14 protein-coding genes are annotated in these 17,387 nt (G+C 50.9%); 9 read left to right on the forward strand and 5 right to left on the reverse strand.

Annotated features, from left to right (window positions below; genetic code table 11):
* The first annotated feature begins 65 nt into the window (after positions 1–65).
* The 3 genes from rhlB (at position 66) to CFF01_RS01685 (ending at position 5,573) form a co-directional block, all read left to right on the forward strand.
* A complete protein-coding gene (gene rhlB, locus CFF01_RS01675) occupies positions 66–1,373 on the forward strand; it encodes an ATP-dependent RNA helicase RhlB (RefSeq protein ID WP_033539132.1) in 1,308 nt (435 codons plus the stop codon).
* Positions 1,373–2,308: a Ppx/GppA phosphatase family protein gene (locus CFF01_RS01680; RefSeq protein WP_088903635.1), complete on the forward strand. Its 936-nt coding sequence runs from the start codon at positions 1,373–1,375 to the stop codon at positions 2,306–2,308. Before rhlB ends, CFF01_RS01680 begins: the two co-directional genes overlap by 1 nt.
* A 286-nt stretch (positions 2,309–2,594) precedes the next feature.
* A complete protein-coding gene (locus CFF01_RS01685) occupies positions 2,595–5,573 on the forward strand; it encodes a TonB-dependent receptor (protein ID WP_033539096.1) in 2,979 nt (992 codons plus the stop codon).
* Positions 5,574–5,630: 57 nt separating this feature from the next.
* Here CFF01_RS01685 and CFF01_RS01690 read toward each other — a convergent pair whose 3' ends face one another.
* Both CFF01_RS01690 and CFF01_RS01695 read right to left on the reverse strand, forming a co-directional pair.
* Positions 5,631–6,167 carry a thioredoxin family protein gene (locus tag CFF01_RS01690; RefSeq protein WP_033539095.1) on the reverse strand — a complete coding sequence of 179 codons (537 nt, stop codon included), beginning with the start codon at positions 6,165–6,167 and terminating at the stop codon, positions 5,631–5,633.
* Positions 6,168–6,420: 253 nt separating this feature from the next.
* Positions 6,421–7,002 (reverse strand): nucleoside triphosphate pyrophosphohydrolase family protein, encoded by a 582-nt coding sequence (locus CFF01_RS01695; RefSeq protein ID WP_088903636.1) that lies wholly within the window; start codon positions 7,000–7,002, stop codon positions 6,421–6,423.
* Between the two features lie 358 nt (positions 7,003–7,360).
* Between CFF01_RS01695 and nhaC the strand changes: the two genes are divergently transcribed.
* Positions 7,361–8,881 carry a Na+/H+ antiporter NhaC gene (gene nhaC / locus CFF01_RS01700; RefSeq protein ID WP_088903637.1) on the forward strand — a complete coding sequence of 507 codons (1,521 nt, stop codon included), beginning with the start codon at positions 7,361–7,363 and terminating at the stop codon, positions 8,879–8,881.
* Positions 8,882–8,988: 107 nt separating this feature from the next.
* On the opposite strand, the gene CFF01_RS01705 is transcribed toward nhaC, so the two are convergent.
* From CFF01_RS01705 to CFF01_RS01715, 3 genes are read right to left on the reverse strand one after another with little or no spacing between them, the layout of a single operon-like run.
* Positions 8,989–9,609: a TlpA family protein disulfide reductase gene (locus CFF01_RS01705; protein ID WP_088903638.1), complete on the reverse strand. Its 621-nt coding sequence runs from the start codon at positions 9,607–9,609 to the stop codon at positions 8,989–8,991.
* A 2-nt stretch (positions 9,610–9,611) separates the two neighbouring features.
* Positions 9,612–10,049 carry a cytochrome c-type biogenesis protein gene (locus CFF01_RS01710; RefSeq protein WP_088903639.1) on the reverse strand — a complete coding sequence of 146 codons (438 nt, stop codon included), beginning with the start codon at positions 10,047–10,049 and terminating at the stop codon, positions 9,612–9,614.
* On the reverse strand, positions 10,049–12,040 hold the full coding sequence (locus CFF01_RS01715) for a heme lyase CcmF/NrfE family subunit (protein ID WP_088903640.1): 1,992 nt from the start codon (positions 12,038–12,040) through the stop codon (positions 10,049–10,051). The genes CFF01_RS01710 and CFF01_RS01715 overlap by 1 nt, the downstream gene beginning before the upstream one ends.
* Before the next feature lie 437 nt (positions 12,041–12,477).
* Between CFF01_RS01715 and CFF01_RS01720 the strand changes: the two genes are divergently transcribed.
* From CFF01_RS01720 to CFF01_RS01740, 5 genes are all read left to right on the forward strand, one after another.
* Entirely contained in the window at positions 12,478–14,517 is a 2,040-nt protein-coding gene (locus tag CFF01_RS01720) for a cytochrome c3 family protein (protein WP_088903641.1), read from the forward strand.
* A gap of 87 nt (positions 14,518–14,604) precedes the next feature.
* Positions 14,605–15,030 carry a rhodanese-like domain-containing protein gene (locus CFF01_RS01725; protein WP_088903642.1) on the forward strand — a complete coding sequence of 142 codons (426 nt, stop codon included), beginning with the start codon at positions 14,605–14,607 and terminating at the stop codon, positions 15,028–15,030.
* A gap of 84 nt (positions 15,031–15,114) precedes the next feature.
* Positions 15,115–15,900 carry an FKBP-type peptidyl-prolyl cis-trans isomerase gene (locus CFF01_RS01730; protein ID WP_232479488.1) on the forward strand — a complete coding sequence of 262 codons (786 nt, stop codon included), beginning with the start codon at positions 15,115–15,117 and terminating at the stop codon, positions 15,898–15,900.
* Between the two features lie 28 nt (positions 15,901–15,928).
* Positions 15,929–16,621, forward strand: a complete 693-nt coding sequence (locus tag CFF01_RS01735) for a tetratricopeptide repeat protein (RefSeq protein WP_088903644.1) — start codon at positions 15,929–15,931, stop codon at positions 16,619–16,621.
* 60 nt (positions 16,622–16,681) lie between these two features.
* Entirely contained in the window at positions 16,682–17,386 is a 705-nt protein-coding gene (locus CFF01_RS01740; protein WP_088905845.1) for a 4Fe-4S dicluster domain-containing protein, read from the forward strand.
* The last annotated feature ends 1 nt before the right edge of the window (position 17,387 follow it).

The raw sequence follows: 17,387 nt of genomic DNA on the forward strand, positions 1-17,387 counted from the left end.
TTTTATTAGCCGTTATTTCAAACGATCGAGTTCCTTATTGCAACCCTAACTGGTATGCTTGCGCTATGAGCGAAACACATTTAACAAATCAAAAGTTTGCCGACTTTTCTCTACATCCAGAGATACAACAGGCACTAATCGAAAGCGGCTTTGAATATTGCACGCCTATCCAGGCATTATCATTACCGATTTTACTCCAGCATAAAGATATCGCAGGTCAAGCACAGACAGGTACAGGTAAAACTCTGGCTTTTCTGGTCGCCACTTTCAATCATCTGCTAACCACTCCGATCCCTGAGGGACGTCAAACTAATCAGCCTAGAGCCATAGTGATGGCGCCGACTCGCGAACTGGCCATTCAGATCGCCAAGGACGCTAATTTACTGGCAAAACATACCGGCCTTAAGGTGGGTATTGTCTATGGTGGCGAGAGCTACGATGTGCAGCGCAAGGTGTTAGATAAAGGCGTTGATATCTTGATTGGTACCACGGGACGTATCATAGATTACGTGCGCCAGGGTGTCATTAACCTCAATACCATTCAGGCAGTGGTATTAGATGAGGCCGATCGCATGTTCGATCTTGGCTTTATCAAAGATATTCGCTTCCTTTTCAGACGCATGCCAGATGCCAATGCGCGTTTGAACATGTTGTTCTCGGCAACTTTATCGATGAAGGTGCAGGAGCTGGCTTATGATCATATGAATGATCCTGAGAAAGTGGAAATTGCCCCAAGCGAAAAAACCTCGAAAAATATTACTGAAGAGATCTTCTATCCTTCACAGGAAGAGAAGATGCGCTTGCTGCTGACCTTGATTGAAGAAGATTGGCCTGAAAAAGCGATTGTATTCTCTAACACTAAGCACAGCTGCGAAAATCTATGGGCGCATCTAGAAGGTGACGGTCATCGCGTTGGTTTGCTTACTGGTGATGTGCCACAGAAGAAGCGTATTCGCATTCTTGAGCAGTTCACCTCTGGCGACTTAGATATCTTAGTGGCAACCGATGTTGCGGCGCGTGGATTACATATTTCTGATGTGTCGCACGTTTACAACTATGATCTTCCAGATGATTGCGAAGATTATGTACACCGTATCGGTCGTACCGGACGTGCAGGTCAAAAAGGGGTCTCTATCAGTTTCGCTTGTGAAGAGTACGCCCTCAACCTGCCGGCTATCGAGAGTTATATTCAACATAGCATTCCTGTGACCAACTACGACAGCGAGGCGCTGCTCGATGATATTCCACCACCGGTGCGCATTCATCGTAAGCATGCCCCACGTCCTGCCGGGCGCTCTGGTAGCGGTAAACCCCAAGGTGGTCGTCCGGGCGCACGCCCAAGACGCCATGATAGGACGCGTAGACACAGTTAATGAAGCACAACTGCGTCAGCTCCTTATATGCGGCCATTACATTAGGCTCGAATAGTTTCAATATGCTGGTGGCGAAAACTCATGCCGGCAAGCCAAAAGTAGTGGCCAAGTATAAGCGTAAGGTGCGCCTTGCCGAAGGCATAGGTGCCGACGGCGTGCTATGCCCCGAGGTGTTTGAACGTGGTCTGGATTGTCTGCAGATGTTCTCGCAGATGCTAGATCATGAAGGTGTCAGTCGAGACAATATTGCCGTTATCGCTACGGCTACCCTGCGCAGTATTAGCAACGCAGAAGCCTTTTGCGATGCTGCATTACCTATACTCGGTCAACCTATAGAGATCATTTCTGGTCTGCGCGAAGCAGAGCTTATCTACCAGGGGATGGTTGCCACCACCCAGGGGGAGGGGCGACGTTTAGTGATCGATATCGGCGGTGCCAGTACTGAGTTCATCATAGGTGATGGCAGTAAGGTGCTGCTAAAGACCAGTCTGCCCATGGGCTGTGTCACCTTTAATGACAAGTTTTTCAACAGCTTTCCCTTTCAGCAACTGGATTTCGATGCGGCGCAAGGCCAGGTCGAAGCGGCGTTGGGTGACTATCGTAAGCAACTGACCGATTATGGCTGGCATGGTGTCGTAGGTGCCTCAGGCACGGTACAATCTGTGGTTGAACTGCTTAATGATCGTGGCTTGTCAGCCACCATTACTCCCCAGGTGCTAGGTCAGCTCAGGGAAGAGGTATTAGCGCAAACCGATGTCAGCATGCGCGACATTCGCGGCCTGCATAGCGAACGGGCTCCCACTTTTGCCGCTGGACTTGCCATCTTGTCAGCCCTATTTAACCTGCTCGACATTCAGTCGTTAAATCTCTCTGGCGGCGCGCTAAGAGAAGGTGTGTTACATCAACTTGCCCAGCGCGTGCAGGCAGCGCATTAAGTTTTATTCGACAATTCCTGACATCTGTTTAAACCTTGGTGATCTTACTTTCGCCGTATATCCCCCCATCGTTATCCAGTAAAATATTAATTTTCAGCCACTTATATTAATTTTTTCTCTCTCTATCTTGCCGATTACTTTCTCTAAATACATTTGTATATTGGAGATTGTATAAAATATGTATTCTGTGTTATGTTTTTGTTGCGTTCAGGGACTGTACCCATAAACCCCACAATTAATTGCCTTGGACGTCTGCAAAATAATAAAGAGAAGGGAGATAAAACTTATGTCAGGAAGTAACGCGAGTAAGCGTTTTGCGCCGAGAATGACCCTAGCGGCAATCGCTGTAGGCTCGGTGCTAATGCTATCTACGCCTGCAGTTATGGCGGCCGATGGCTTCGGTACGATCAAAGGGCATATCACCAGTTCTGTTGGCGCCGATGTCAACAATGCCAAGGTGATCATCAGACACGAAAGCAAAGGGATAGTGAAGGAGACGACCACAGGCGCCAATGGTAGTTTCTCATTGAAAGGCCTGCCAATTGGTAATTACACCATCACTATTGTTAAAGATGGCTTCTACCAGGTACAAGAGCAGCATGTGGCTGTGACTGTGGGTAATGCCCTGACCTTTGATGTGGCGCTAGATGCACAGAACAGTGAAGTGGAGCGCATCGCGGTCACAGGTGCACGTATTAGCCGTGTGGATACCTCAAGCACCACCAACTCTCAGGTGATCTCAATCGAGGAGCTGAATCAACTGCCAGTTGAGTTAGACTCAACCTCAATTGCCCTCTTAACCCCAGGTGCGGTAGCGGGTGATAACGGTTTTGGCGGCGTGGCCATTGCCGGTTCGTCGGTGGCGGAGAATGGCTACTACTTGAATGGTTTAAACATTACCGATCTGCGTAAGGGCATGGGCGATATCGATCTGCCTTGGGAAGCTATTGCGCAAACTGAGGTACAAACCGGTGGTGTGTCGGCAGAATATGGCCGATTCATCGGTGGTGTAGTCAACTTGGTGTCTAAGTCGGGTGACAATGAGTGGACGTTTGGTGCCAAGGCCGAAATTGCCCCAGATGCTCTGGCCGAGCCTATGCCACGTATGAAAGATGACGGTAGCATAGAAAAGGTATCTGATGCCTATTGGCAGGAAACCGAATATAACCTTTGGGCGTCAGGTGCGATTGTTGAGGATAAGTTGTTTTTCTACGGCCTGTGGAATCCCTATGGTGAGGAAGAGACAGCCTATAGTGAGACCACGCTGCGTGATAAAGAGTGGGATACCAACCGCTGGTTTACTAAGGTCGATTGGTTTATCCATGAAGATCACTCCCTTGGTGTGATGGCTTTTAGTAACGAAGGGGATTATGCCAGTACTCAGTATCGCCGCGCAGAAGATGGTAGCCGCGGAGAAGCGATTGGTCTGACCGAAAGCACCTACGGAGGCATCGGCTGGAACGCGCAATACACGGGTTATCTCAGTGACGATGTGACCTTATCGGCCATGTATGGTGAGATCACACAATCGACCAAGGACAACTCAGGCACGCTGGATCAATCAACCTATGAAGATTACCGCTCTGGCAGCTATCAGCGTCTTGGTGACTGGGTGGGTTATGGTTCCTCTGAAACCGAAGATAAGCGAATCACTTATCGTATCGATCTTGACTGGGTGGTCGGAGACCATACCCTGCGTGCAGGTTATGACTACGAGCGTTTAGAGATCGCCGATTTCTATACACCGAACGGCGACGGTTGGTATGAGTATTACACCGCAGGTGCCGATAACGCCTATGGCTTAGCCGAAGGGACAGAATACGCGGATCTGCGTATCTGGGGTAAGGCAAGTGAGACTGAAAACGTACACACCGCCCTCTATGTGTCAGACACCTGGATGGCAACCGATACGGTGACAGTGAACCTTGGTGTGCGTTATAGCGAGTTCAGCAATACTACCGGTTCTGGCGAGAAGTATGTTGACCTAGATGGCCAATTTGCACCGCGTCTGGGTGTGACCTGGGATGTGGTGGGTGACGGCTCAAGTAAGCTGTATGCCTCATATGGTCGATACTTCCAGCCTGTATCGCCTAACACTAACCTACGTATGGCGTCTGCTGCCTACGATTCACATATCGTGAGTCATCTTAACGGCGTAAATGCCGATGGTTCGCCGATCTTAGGTGATGAGATCTCTCGCCGCGTGGTGGCCGACGGCACTGTACCCGATGCCGACCAGTTGTTTAACAACAAGGCGGGGTCTATGTATTCGGATGAGTTTGCCCTGGGTTTCCAGCAGCAGCTTAACGATGACTGGGCCGTGGGGATCCGCGGTGTCTATCGCGACCTGAAGCAGTCGATTGAAGATGTCTCCTTTAACTACGGGATGAACCAGTGGATCAAGGAAAACTATGATTCTTCTTGGTATGCAGGTAATGGTGAGACCCGCGCCGAAGACTACTTCGTTGGTGGTTGGTTCCCGACGCTCACTAACCCCGGCATCGGCACTGAGATCAATTATGATGTGGATGGTGACGGCGTTAAAGAAACAGTTAATGTAACCGCAGATCAGATGGGCTTCCCAGAGGCGACTCGCACCTACAAGGCGATTGAGCTTAGCTTTAGCGGTAACGTGACCGAAGACTTTACCCTGAACGGTTCATATACCTGGTCTAAGAGTGAAGGTAACACAGAAGGTCTGGTGCGTTCAGATAACGAGCAGGCGGATCCGGGTTGGACGACCTCTTTCGATTACCCTGAGTTGATGGATAACGGTGAAGGTTATTTGCCAAACGACAGACGTCATAACTTTAAGCTCTACGGTGTGTATCACATCACAGATGACTTGAGTGTTGGTTTTAACTCTTACCTGCAATCTGGCCGTCCAATCAATGCCTTTGGTGTGCATCCAGCGGATCAAGGTTATTGTGTGCAGGCGATTGCCATCGATGGCACCTGTTATGGTCGTGACTGGTACGGCGCGTCATCTTTCTATGCTGATGGTGTAGCGGCACCGCGTGGCAGCATGGGACGCACAGATTGGGTCTACAACATAGATCTTAACCTGTCTTACACCATGGACTTTGAAACTGCGGGACGCCTGAACTTCAAGTTGAATGTGTATAACCTGTTCAACTTCGATGGTATTACCGGTGTGGATGAGCAGTATGAACTCGACAGTGGCGATAAGAACATTCGCTACGGTTATGCCGATAGCTTCCAGAGCCCAAGGTATGTTCGTGCATCAATACGTTACGATTTCTAATCGTTATGGATAGCAAAAAGGCCGCATTTGCGGCCTTTTTTATGTCATGAAGCGGGATTACTTAAGGATCTTCGCTAAATCCACTTCTAAAGAGATCTCCGGACGTTCAACGATGCGGCCAATCTCTTTGCCATCTTGCTTAACGATGAAGGTTGGAATGCGGGTAAAGTCATACTTGGCCGCCAGACCTTCAGGGTCTTGCTTCTTACGGTCTACCCCAATGTAACTCACCTTGATGTTAGGGTTGTTAAGCGCTTCAATGATGCGGATAAAGCGTGGGGTTTCTCGGTGACAATCTGGGCACCAGGTACCTATGATGACCACAATCTCAGTTGGTGTTTGCAGCTGCTTTAGTGGTTCGATCGCCTTAGTGTCGACCTGATACTCAGCGTAGCCTTGAACGAAATCTTCTAGTTCAGTGACTAAGGTTTGGGCTTGAACTTCGCCGGTTAGTATCACTTCCTGTTTCTCCTCACTGCAGGTGGCGATAAAGCCTTCCTGCTTTTCATCGAATGCACAGCCATTATTTGCCAGTGCCTGAGTGCTAAAGAATAGCGCTGTAGTGGCAAGTAATGCTTTAATATTTTTGGTCATAGATAGTACCTCAGGCCAGTAGACAAAAACCAGAATCGATAATCAAATTCATCTTGTCTCTATTCAATCATCTAAGTGGCACCGAGAGTAGCATCAATGCGGCTAGCTGTTAACTGGATCACGCCAAGGAGATAAGCTTGCTGCTAGGGTTCACACCTTTGTAATGCAAATTATTGTATTTCATGCAATTAACAACAAGCTATTAACTTGGGCAGATTGAGGCTTCGGCAGTTGCCGACGCCTCACGCTAGGTTTATGTGTTGCTCACCAGTTTGCTAAGGTCGGCAGGGCGGTAGTAGACAGATTTGAGCACCTTACCCTGGCGCACGACTTTACCGGCCATCTCCACATCCTTAGCACATTTGGCGATGATGAAATCGCCCTTGCGGCTGCCGACAATCTCTACTCCCTGCTTGGCGTAGTGAGCGATAGTCTCTTCCAGCTCTTGCTCGTTACGGCAAACCTTACTCATGTTGCTCGAGTGCACCTCGTCCCAACAACGGATGAAGTCGATGTCACGATTCTTGGCCACGTGGAGCAGGAGATCGATCACATAGCTGATCTCCAGGCGATCATTAACTTGCTTGGCACCGAGATGCACCAGGCGGCCCATGAGTACATAAACCGAATCGACAATCGCGTCAGCCTGTTCAACGCGGCAGTCGGCTTCGGCCAGTTCGGTCAATTCTTCGATGGCGAGCGAGGTGTGCAGTGTATCGGCCTGTTCATCCAGAGTGCTTGCATCTTCGATAGGCAGATCGAACGTTGCGCGGAACTGGTGAATGTCGCGGTAAAGGTGGTCGTATAGGGGCTGATCGAGTGCGGTCAGTTTCATCGCTGGGCCTTAAGTGTCAGTTTGAGTGGCGGCAATTTTAATTTAATGGGCGGCCAATTGAAAGGTGATGTCCAGTGAGCAACAGGTGCAAGGGCGTGAAGTTTTTTACCTTGTGCTGAAATAGAGAGATATGTGGTTTTCCTGCATAACTAGCCTGTAATTAACTGATGAGATGAATGGTTACGCTCGCTTATGCTTAATCTCTGTGTTAAAGCCTGAGTAAACGCCCTTTGTGGTCTGGACTGAATTGTTAAAAATGTGTAACTATGTTCGGCCCCTGTGGTGAATACACCGCTTTGGCTTATTTACACCTGGGGTGAAAAATTGGGAAAAACCATAATTATAATAAGGACTAACCATGACTTCTCATCAGCAGTCGCCAGGCTCTCATGGCAGAGATGCGAGTAACGCTCCCACAGGTAAACACAAGCAGCCGACGCTTCTCGATGCCTTGATCCCCATCATCGCCTTAGTGTGCATGCTCACCGCGTCTGTGTATCTGTTCTCGTCTGACAGCTCCTACGGCGCCAACCAGATAGCCCTCATCATGGCAGCCTGTATTACCTTGGTTATCGGGGTGAAAAATGGCTACAGCTGGAAGGAGATGGAAGCGGGTATCGTTAAGAGTGTCTCCTTAGCCACCGGCGCCCTGTTGATCCTGTTCTCGGTCGGCTCGCTGATCGGTACCTGGATCTTATCGGGTACTGTGCCCACCATGATCTTCTATGGCATGAAGATCTTAAACCCAGAGTATTTCTATGCCGCTTCCTGCCTACTGTGCGCCGTGGTGGCCCTGAGTATAGGTAGTTCCTGGACGGTGGCCGGTACCTTAGGTATCGCCTTAATTGGTGTGGCTGGTGCCATGGGGCTCAGCGTCGAGATCACCGCAGGGGCGATTATCAGTGGTGCCTATTTTGGTGACAAGATGTCGCCCATGTCTGACACCACTAACCTGGCACCAGCCGTTGCTGGCACTGAGTTGTTTAGCCATATTCGGCATATGGTGTGGACCACTACGCCCAGCATATTGTTGGCATTGATAGGCTTCCTGTTTATCGGTCTTAACAGTGACAGTAGCGGCGCAGTGACGGATCTGGCCGCGACCATGTCGCGCATCGAAGCTCAGTATAATCCTGGCCTGCATCTGCTACTGCCCTTGCTGGTGGTCTTAGTGTTGGCCTACAAGAAGTTGCCCGCTTTTCCGACAGTTATCTTGGGGACTTTGGCCGGTGCCATCTGCGCGGCACTGTTTCAGTTCGATGGAGTGATCAAGTTTGTCAACGATGACAGCCTGCCCACTATGGTCGCATTAGTAAAAGGCATATGGGTGGCTATGTTTGATGGCTATACCGCCGATACGGGAGATAAGACGCTCGATAGTCTGCTGAGCCGTGGCGGCATGAGCAGTATGGTCAATACCGTCTGGTTGATACTCTGCGCCATGGCCTTTGGTGGCGTGATGGAAAAAACCGGTCTGTTACAGCGTCTACTGCAAGGGGTATTAGGCTTAGTAAAATCCAGCGGTAGTCTGATTATTACTACCTTGGCCAGCTGTATCGGCGCGAACCTGATCACAGGTGATCAGTTTATCGCTATCTTGCTGCCGGGTCGTATGCTCAAGGTCGAGTATGAGAAGCATGGTCTGGCGCCGGTTAACCTGAGCCGGGCTCTGGAAGACTCGGCCACCATCACCAGCCCTTTGGTACCTTGGAATACCTGCGGTGCCTACATGGCGAGCACCCTAGGGGTTGCGACCATCGCCTATCTGCCCTTTGCCTTCTTTAACTTAGTCTGTCCCTTTATCAGCGCGGCGTATGCCTATTATGATTTCAAGATTGAACGACTAGAGGAGAATGAAGGCATGGAGGCCGTGGTTTAAATTAGCCCTTGGCGTCGGGACAAAAAAATCCGCCCGGTGAAATTACTGGCATAGTGCCGGGCGGGAGCAATAAAGTGATGGTTGGCGGCGCTTAAGGGCGCCATTGCTTAATGAATGCTTTTAGCTTTGTTCGGCTTGGCATATTTGGCGGTGAGCTGTTCCAGATAGGGTTGTACCGCCTTGTCGCCCCAGTCCAGATAGCCTCTTAGAAAACCTATCAAATTGCCTTCGCCATCGAAGGCGTAAGTGGCTGGGACTATGTTGGCGGGTAGCATCTTTTCCACCTGCTTCTGGGGATCGATCAGCGTGGGGTAACCCGTTAGCTGGTGTCGAGCTAGGAAGGCTCCCACCTCATCGTGGGCCTCATCGATGGACAAAGGCAGTACCACCAGATCTTTGTCGAGATTATCCTGTCTTATCTTATCCATCATGGGGATCTCCTTGATGCAGGGAGCGCACCAGGTTGCCCATAGATTGATTAAGACGAGCTTGCCCCGGTAGTCGCTCAATTTGACCTGATCACCACTCAGACTCTCGAATGTGGCCTCGTCGACTTTACGGGCGCTGGTCATCTCCACGAAGCGCGACATAATCATTGGCTTGGGTAAGTTTTCGCCTGTGTCATACACCTTGGCGCTTGGCATGACGGCAAGTGCGCTGCTTGTCGGTGTCATTAGGGCCAGTGCTGTTAGAGTGATAGCGAGCAGGGGAAGCAGTCGTTTTTTCATGGTCATTGTTCCTGGAGGCTGTGAATCGGAGCGCGTCTGCGAACCTGCCTGAGATACCACAAAATAACGACACCGAGCAGGCCTAGCGGCGCAAAAAAGAGGAGGGCTGTACCGATACTTAGGTTAGGCATATAGCGAATACGTTCGCCATAACGGGCCACCATGAAGTCGATAATTTCATCGGGCGTCTTGCCCTGCTCCAGCTGCAGATAGATCTCCGCTTTAAGCTCATTGGCGATTGGGCTTTGTGAGTCCTGCAGGCTTTGATTGGTGGCCATGGGGCAGCGCAAGACGGCTGCAATCGCAATCGCTTGTCGCTTGAGCTGTGCGGGCGTGTTCCAAGATGTTGCCTCTTCAGCTGGTACTCGTGCCTGAGTGGCGCCAAGGAGATTGGTTAGCGCGATCACAAGGAGCAGTAACATATTTATTCTTGACATCATCAGACTCCTTTCGCCGCCAGTTGGGGTGAGTGGGTTCGTGATAATTGACGAGCCTTGTGCGGCAGTAGCAGGCTTAAGCCTGCAAACATCATGATAAGGGCACCTATCCATATCCAGCCAATCAAGGGTTTGTAGCTGATGCGGATTAGAAACTCCTCTTCGCTTAGTCGATTGCCCATGGAGATGTAGAGATCGGCAAATAGGCTGCGATGGATCCCGGCGGCAGATATCTGCATGGCGTTGCTGTTAAAGGTTTGGCGCTGGGGATAGAGGTAGGCCAGATGCTGGTCGAGTCTGTCTCTTACCTCTATCTTGGCTTGGAGCGCACTGTAACTTGTGTGTGAAACCGTTTCTGTTGCGTGGTAGATAAAGGTATAGCCCGCCACCTCTTTGCCTTGGCCCGGCCCCATCCTGAGCAGCTCCTCCTGCTGAAAATAGCTGGAGCAGGTGGCGCCCAGTATGCTTAGGGCAACCCCTAGGTGAGCAAAGCACATGGCGTAGCTGCGCCTGTTACCGCTAGTGGCTGTGAGTACGCTTAGACGTCTATGTAGGTAGAGGCCCGTACAGCCGAACAGCCAGAGGCTGGCGAAACTGCCAAACAGAAAGTGAGCGGCAAAATCTGTCAGCAAAAGATAGTTAAGGGCGAGGCTCACAAGCAGGCTGACAAATGCGAGCAGTGCTAATTGTCTCAGAAGTCCTAGGGTAGGCTCTTGCCAACGCATTAGAGGCGCAGCGCCCATCAGCAGACTAATAAGCCAGGTCAGCGGAATGAAGAGGCTATTAAAGTAGGGGGCACCTACAGAGATGCTCTGTTGGGTGATTACCTCATAGAGGAGTGGATAACAGGTGCCCAGTAAGACGGATATCGCGGCAACCAGCAACAGGAGATTGCCCAGCTGCATCAAACTTTCCCGGCTCAGCGCGTTAATGTTTATCTCTCTGGTCAGGCGGGGCAGCTGGTGAAGCAGCAAGGTAAATCCGCAGATAGAGACCAGAGCGAACAGAGTTAACATGGCGCCGCCGCGTAGGGGGTCGGCGGCAAAGGCATGTACCGACTGCACCACGCCAGAGCGTACCAAGAAGGTCCCCAGCAGACAGAGGCTAAAGCCTAATATCGCCAGAAACAGGCTAGTACCATGAAACTTGTCTCGTCGCGCGCCCAAGATTAATGAGTGCATCAGTGCCGTGGCAACCAGCCAGGGAATAAAGGAGGCATTCTCAACTGGATCCCAAAACCACCACCCACCCCAACCCAGTTCGTTGTAAGCCCACCAGGATCCAAAGGCATTGCCGCCGGTCAACATGGTCCAGGCCAGTATTGCCCAGGGGCGCATCTGCTTGCAGTGGTGCTTCAAGGGTTGACTGTCATCCAGTAGGGCAGCGATGGCCGCGGCGAAACAAACCGCCAGTCCCACATAACCGATAAATAGTAGCGGCGGATGCAGGATAAGACCTATATCTTGCAATATGGGGTTGAGATCGCGCCCCTCTACTGGGATGCCAGGTAAGAGTCTGGCGAATGGGTTTGAGCCTATAAGCAAAAATGCGATTAGTCCGGCCTGGATGGCTCCAAGGACGGCGTAGAAGTAGTGAAAAAATGGCCCAGTGTTGCAGACCTTTAGGCTGATCACACAACTCCAGATGCTGATGGCGGTTATCCAAAATAGCATGGAGCCTTCATGGCCGCCCCAGACGGCGGCGATCTTGTAAAGGCTGGCCAGCTGCGTATTAGAGTTGTTTGCCACATAGCTTACGGAAAAATCGTTATTGAGAAACAGGCATATCAACATAAATAGGCTAGCCAACAGTGCCAGGGCGTTTAGCTTAATAAAGAGAGGCTGGTAGCTTTCCAGCGTTAGTCTGGCGCGGCAGGCAAGCATGACGGGGCTCATGGCCGTGAGAAAATTCAGGGTTAAGGAGATAATAAGAAGTAGTAAGCCAATTTCTGCGGTCATGGTCTCGCCTTCAGCCAATGGATCCAACTTACTCATCAACTCATTTCTGATGGATAAGTTTGTTCTGTTTCTGTTTTGGCTTCACCTTAGGCGAACTTGTGGGCGGATTCTGTGAGCTATCGCAGGGTCTTTTTTACCTGTTTTTCCTCTCAATATTTTTCATAATTCAAAAAGCCGCTTGAGCTTTTTTGAGATCTAAAAATCCCTGTTTTAAAACTAAAAAATCACATTGGCGAGATGATTAAGTCTATGTTTTATATGGTTTTACATCTAATCATAACTCATGAAGATTTCCCTGTGCGCCAGCTCAATTTTTTTCTCTTTTGTCTGTGAAGAATACTGAAATTGCTCAGTTGTATAAGTCGTTCGGTTAACGATTAGGTTTATTCCAATTAATTCCCGCCAGCGAAAAGGATGAGCTGATTTGGAATTAAACATAAACAGATAAAACTAAAAATATTTAGGAGTGAATGATGAGACGATGGAAACACAAGGTAGCCTTAAGTGCGCTATTTTGTTTCGGTGCCATTGCCAATGTGAATGCCGCTGGTGGTAAATACAACAGCGTGCCCGAGATGGGCAAGACCGCCAAAGAGGCGATAGCAAACTATCAGGGCACGGAACAAGTTAATGGTGTCAAAACCCTTCAAGACTATATTGTTCAAGAAGCCGAGTTGTTTGATTTCCTGTTTGAAAACCACCCTATGTTCAAATATCAGGAAGCGGGCAATTTGGTAGGCGACTATCACATTAGTGACCGGGGGGAAGAGTATCTGGATACGGGTCACAGCCCGGATTACAGCAAGAAGGCGGGCAAACCCAGGGCAGTACAGTACAGGCTGGGGGCCAAGTCGATTCTGGACTATCCCAACAACTTCGTAGGCCCAGAAAAGTGCGCCGAATGTCACGCGACTCAGTATGAGAAGTGGAGCCGTTCTCGCCATGCCAAGACGATTCGTTTCCCAGGGGATCACCCTGAGGTAGATAACGATCTCAACAAGACAATGTACGGCACTAAGGACACATCAATTCTACCCGACGGCATCACGCCGGATGTGATCTATGCGACCGTAGGTACCCCCAGAACCAAGTATGGTTTTATCGATGCTTGGTTGGTGCGTGGTTCTTACCATATCGAGGGTGGTTTGCTAAAGGATGGTACGGGCAAGATGGTCGCCGGTGCTAACCAGTTCTCGCGGGGGTGGGCCGAGTGGCTTACGCCTGAGATGGCCAAGAAGATCAATGCCGTGATCCCTGAATTCCCAACCACACTGGAAGCCTATGGCGGTTCGGGTTCTCACCAGTGGGGCATGAGCTCCTACGGTGCCAAGTATCGTAAGGAGATGCTGTTCCAACCCGCCAGCTCTTACTGTGAGGTTTGCCATACCTTTAAGTTCGACTTTAAGACCAAGCAGGAATATTTCGACGCCCTAGGTGATCCTAAGAAGCTACAGGAACACACCATCAGCAAAGGGATTGCCTGTGAAGAGTGTCACGGCGCTGGCGGTCACTTAGATGGCGGTACCGGAGGCATGCAGTCTAATTGCGAACGCTGTCACCAACGTTTCCAGTATGACCCAGTCATGGCCGAGACCCCGGCTGCCCAGGAAAAACCAGAGTTGGCCTTTGGCGTGAAGATGAAGTCGCTCTGTCCTTCTTGTGGGACCGAAGGTTCGCAGATGTATGGCTCTGCGCACTATGAAAAAGGGATGCGTTGTACTACCTGTCACGATCCGCACGAGGTCACCGACGGTACCTGGATGTCGGGTATCACCAAGCCTAAGTTGAAGAAAGACTGTAAGGACTGCCACGAGGCGCAGACTGTGATTGCCAGCAACACAGACACCCACGCTAATCAGACCTGTCAGAGCTGTCACATGCCTAACATGGGTAGTTGTGAAAACTTCAAGGCAATGCAGTTCCCCGATCAGGCCGGCTTCGATGCGGTGCGTAAGTCGCATATGTGGAAGATCGACGTCGACCCTGAGCGTAAGACACTCAATCCGCCGGAAGGTCAGCCAAGAATCCAAGGACCTAAGGGGGCCAAGGGCTGGACAGTGGCCAAGAACGAAGAGGGTCGTACCTACCTGGATCTCATGTGGTCTTGTGCTCGCACCTCAATCTCAGATCACGACGTGGTGGAAAACAAGGGTTGTCATAGCCAGTTCCAGTCTGAACTCGAGACAGGCTTGCACTACAAGGATCAACTTGAGATCTACGGCGAAGTGATGAAGTGGCAGAAGCCGATCAAAGAGGTCTTTGGTCAGGTAGAGCAGGCGCTGGTGCGTATCGACCAGTTGCTTGAGGTCACTAAGTTGTCCACCGAAGACAAGACTCAGGTGCTGATGCTGGCAGAAAAGGCCCAGTCCACTGTTGATCTGATCAAGCAAGACGGTTCTTGGGGGGTCCATGGCTTCCGTTACAGCCAGAAACGCCTTGATGCGGCTCTCACTTATGTGACTCAGGCGCAGAAGATCTTAGATGGCAGCGGCTATTCGGCCAAGGCTCACTAAGTCTCTAACACCGATGAGATTGATTTTTCGGTGATTCACTAACCACTCGGCGCCTCGCCAGGCGCCGAGTATCAGGGGAGAGAGAAGATGAAATCGAAACTAGGAGTGTCACTGGCCCTGCTGCTGGGTCTGACCCCGCTATGTAGCATCGCGGGCGGCGGCGCCGAAATGGCACCGGCTCACAGGTACGAGCATAGCCTGCATACCATTAGCCTAGCACAGGCAGAAGCCTTGCTGGCGCAGGGAGATGTCTATTTCTTTGACGTCAACACCTTGGAACTGTGGGCTGAGGGGTATATCCCAGGGGCCGTCTACTTCAATGTCGATAACTGGAAAACCTTGCTGCCTGAGAATAAGGCGGCGCGCATGGTGTTTTACTGTGCCAATCGCCTCTGCAATGCCAGCGAAATCGCGGCCCATCAGGTGATGAAGCTGGGCTACACCAATGTGATGCAGATGCACGATGGGATCTATGGCTGGCGCCTGTCGGGTAGAACCATTGAAAAACCATAATAAACAGCGTCTTGCCTAATATTTTGAGCGATAGGCATTTTGAACAAAAGACATTTTGAGCAATAGATGATTGAGAGTGTGAATATGAAAGCGAATCTACTGAAATCTTGTCGTGTCACCACCTTAGCCCTGGCCTGCACCTGGTCATTCTTTGCCGTGGCTAGCGAGTCGTCCCAGGAGGTTGAAGATGCCTCCTATGCATTAGGTGCATCTGTCGGTCATTACATCTCCGGCAAGATCTATAACCAGATAGACCTAGGTGCTGAAGTCAAGGTAGAGACAGTGATCCAGGGGGTTATTGATGCCCTCAAGGGTGAAGGCAAGATGTCTAACGAAGAGATACTGACCCATCTTAATGCCCGGGCCGAGTGGCTCAACAATGCCAAGGCCGCCAGACTCGAAGCCTTGGCCAGCAAGCATCTGGCCGAGGGGCAAGCCTATCTGGCGGCCAATCAAGCCAAGGCTGGGGTTAAAGTGACTGAGTCGGGCCTGCAGTATGAGGTGATCAAGCAGGGTGAAGGCCCTAAGCCGGTCGAGTCCGATGTCGTCACCGTGCACTATGTAGGTAAGCTGCTCGATGGCACCGAATTTGATAACTCATACGAGCGGGACGAGCCCAATCGTTTCGCTCTGTTGTCGGTGATCGACGGCTGGAAAGAGGGGATTGCTTTGATGAATGTGGGCTCTACCTATCGCCTGACAATTCCTGCCGAACTTGCCTATGGCAAGGAGCTGGTAGGTGTGATCCCGCCAGGCTCTACCCTGATTTTCGATGTCGAACTGCTTAAGGTGGAAGCCCCTGGCGAAAACGCCCACGGCATGGGCCTGAGCGGTATGGGCATGGGCGGCATGATGGGTATGGGTCACTAGTTTAGGTTATCGGCAGTAGGTGCTTGTTATGAATAGTTTAGTGTTCGTCATGGCGGTAACTCTGGTCTGTTTTATTGTGCCCATTTGGCGCCACTATTTCATTCAAGAGGCTAACGCACAGGCTGGCGATGCGACCATCCCTGCTAGGAAGCAGACCCTGACACCTATTGTGGTGACAGGCATGCTACTGCTGATACCACTCACCCTCTATGGCCAACTGGGTCGTTTTAACGACTGGCATACAGGCCAGATAGACGAAAACATAGATTATTTGATCGCCGCCGACATCAACAAGAATGCGCGCATCTTGAATGATACCCCCTTAGATAGGCTGGCCTTGCTCAATCTGGCCAATGCCTATGCCGAAGGCGGCCGCTACGGCGAGGCGGTAGATGCGCTAGATAAATTACTGGTCATAGCACCCGATGCCGAGCTGTATGGCATGAAGGCGACGGCGCTCTATTACCGTGATAACCGCGCCATGAGTCTGGAGGTCTCCCTTGCGATATCTCAGGCACTGGCGCTCGATCCTAAGGAAGTGCAGTCACTGCTGCTTTTGGCGACCCACGCTTATTTGAATAGGGATTTTCAACAAGCGATCGTCTATTGGCGTCAGTTACTGGACAGCGATAACCCCAACATAAACCGAGCATCGATTAATAGTGCGATTGTCAACGCTGAGCAGAAGATGGCTAACCGTACCGTGACTGCATCTGAGTAAAAGTCACCAAAATGAAAGATTCAATGAGGTCGGCATGAGTGCCGACGGATGGAGGATGCTGTGAGTGAAAATATAGAGAGACGGAGGTTCCTGAAATGCTTAGGAGCCGGCTCTTTGATGTTGGCGCCCTTGGGGTGCAGCGTTAAGGAGCAGACTGACCAAGCCGAATCGCCGCACTATGTGATGGTGTTCGATCAAAACAAATGTGTGGGGTGTGGCGGCTGCAAGGAGGCCTGTAACAAGGCCAATAACCTGCCTGAGGGACGTTCGCGGGTGATACTGGAGCAGCAGTCCTCTGCCGTTGCCGGTCAGGCTTGCCCCCATTGTGGTAAGACGGATTGTGACTGTCAGCGCAAGTATGTGCGGGTCTCCTGTCAGCAATGCAAGAACGCCCCCTGTGTTTCTGTGTGTCCTACAGGTGCGGCCCATAGAGATCCCAACACAGGCATAGTCACCATGGATGCCAGCAAGTGCGCTGGCTGTAAATACTGTATCGCCGCCTGTCCCTATAACGCCCGCTATATCAATAGCGAGACGGATGTGGCCGATAACTGTGACTTCTGCCTGCAGAGCAAGTTGGCCAAGGGAGAATTGCCGGCCTGCGTGCAGGAGTGTCGCTACGACGCCCTGATCTTTGGCGACGCTAACGATCCTAATTCCTATGTGAGCCGCCTGCTTGCGGTGAAGGATTCGGTACGGGTCAAAGCCCATCTAGGGACTGAACCGAGCCTGCGTTACATACCTATCGTGAAGTTGGGGGTATAGA

The sequence above is a fragment of the Shewanella marisflavi genome (assembly GCF_002215585.1).
Classification (GTDB): Bacteria; Pseudomonadota; Gammaproteobacteria; order Enterobacterales; family Shewanellaceae; genus Shewanella; species Shewanella marisflavi.

Coding starts and splice junctions, on each gene's coding strand:
- CFF01_RS01725 (WP_088903642.1), top strand. CDS start 14,605: ATGAAATCGAAACTAGGAGTGTCACTGGCCCTGCTGCTGGGTCTGACC.
- rhlB (WP_033539132.1), top strand. CDS start 66: ATGAGCGAAACACATTTAACAAATCAAAAGTTTGCCGACTTTTCTCTA.
- CFF01_RS01690 (WP_033539095.1), bottom strand. CDS start 6,167: ATGACCAAAAATATTAAAGCATTACTTGCCACTACAGCGCTATTCTTT.
- CFF01_RS01735 (WP_088903644.1), top strand. CDS start 15,929: ATGAATAGTTTAGTGTTCGTCATGGCGGTAACTCTGGTCTGTTTTATT.
- CFF01_RS01685 (WP_033539096.1), top strand. CDS start 2,595: ATGTCAGGAAGTAACGCGAGTAAGCGTTTTGCGCCGAGAATGACCCTA.
- CFF01_RS01680 (WP_088903635.1), top strand. CDS start 1,373: ATGAAGCACAACTGCGTCAGCTCCTTATATGCGGCCATTACATTAGGC.
- CFF01_RS01720 (WP_088903641.1), top strand. CDS start 12,478: ATGAGACGATGGAAACACAAGGTAGCCTTAAGTGCGCTATTTTGTTTC.
- CFF01_RS01705 (WP_088903638.1), bottom strand. CDS start 9,609: ATGAAAAAACGACTGCTTCCCCTGCTCGCTATCACTCTAACAGCACTG.
- CFF01_RS01730 (WP_232479488.1), top strand. CDS start 15,115: ATGAAAGCGAATCTACTGAAATCTTGTCGTGTCACCACCTTAGCCCTG.
- CFF01_RS01695 (WP_088903636.1), bottom strand. CDS start 7,002: ATGAAACTGACCGCACTCGATCAGCCCCTATACGACCACCTTTACCGC.
- CFF01_RS01715 (WP_088903640.1), bottom strand. CDS start 12,040: ATGAGTAAGTTGGATCCATTGGCTGAAGGCGAGACCATGACCGCAGAA.
- nhaC (WP_088903637.1), top strand. CDS start 7,361: ATGACTTCTCATCAGCAGTCGCCAGGCTCTCATGGCAGAGATGCGAGT.
- CFF01_RS01710 (WP_088903639.1), bottom strand. CDS start 10,049: ATGATGTCAAGAATAAATATGTTACTGCTCCTTGTGATCGCGCTAACC.